The 564-nt window shown below is 44.0% G+C and carries 1 pseudogene; it reads right to left on the bottom strand.

The features are described 5' to 3' along the window. A pseudogene (locus O3636_RS10675) lies at positions 1–564 on the bottom strand (hypothetical protein); the annotation flags it as partial.

The raw sequence follows: 564 nt of genomic DNA, 5'->3' as shown, positions 1-564 counted from the left end.
CAGTTACTGGTGTTTCTGGTGTTACCTTGCCTGGTGTTTCAACTTTAGGAACTTCCACTGCTGGTTTATTTGGTTCAGTAATCTTACCTGGACCTGAAACCTTACCTTCTGGTAGGTCACTGTTTGGTACTTTACCTTTACCGTCTTCACCGATTGTGACTGTGATTGGGTTACCATCTTTACCTGGGATTTCTACCTTAGTTCCTGGTGGGTAGGTTGTGCCATCTGGTTTCTTAGGTGTTACTGTAACGTCACCTGTCTTAGGATCTTGTTCAACATCTACTGTTGGTGTCTTACGAGCTGGTGTTGTTACATCCACTGGTTGTGATGGTTTCTTGTTCGGTTCGGTTACTGTTCCTGTACCTGGGACAGCTTCCTTAGGAAGGTTGTCATTTGGTACTTCACCTGAACCATTGTCGCCAATTGTTACTGTGATTGGTGTTCCATTTTCTCCTGGAATTTCTACCTTGCTGCCTGATGGGTAGGTTGTGCCATCTGGTTTCTTAGGCGTTACAATCGCATTTCCATTTGGTTGTCGAGTAATTTCAATCTTACCTGGTTTTT

The organism is Streptococcus sp. 27098_8_76, assembly GCF_041432315.1.
In the GTDB taxonomy this organism is placed as follows: domain Bacteria; phylum Bacillota; class Bacilli; order Lactobacillales; family Streptococcaceae; genus Streptococcus.
This window is presented reverse-complemented; position numbering and strand designations above follow the sequence as displayed.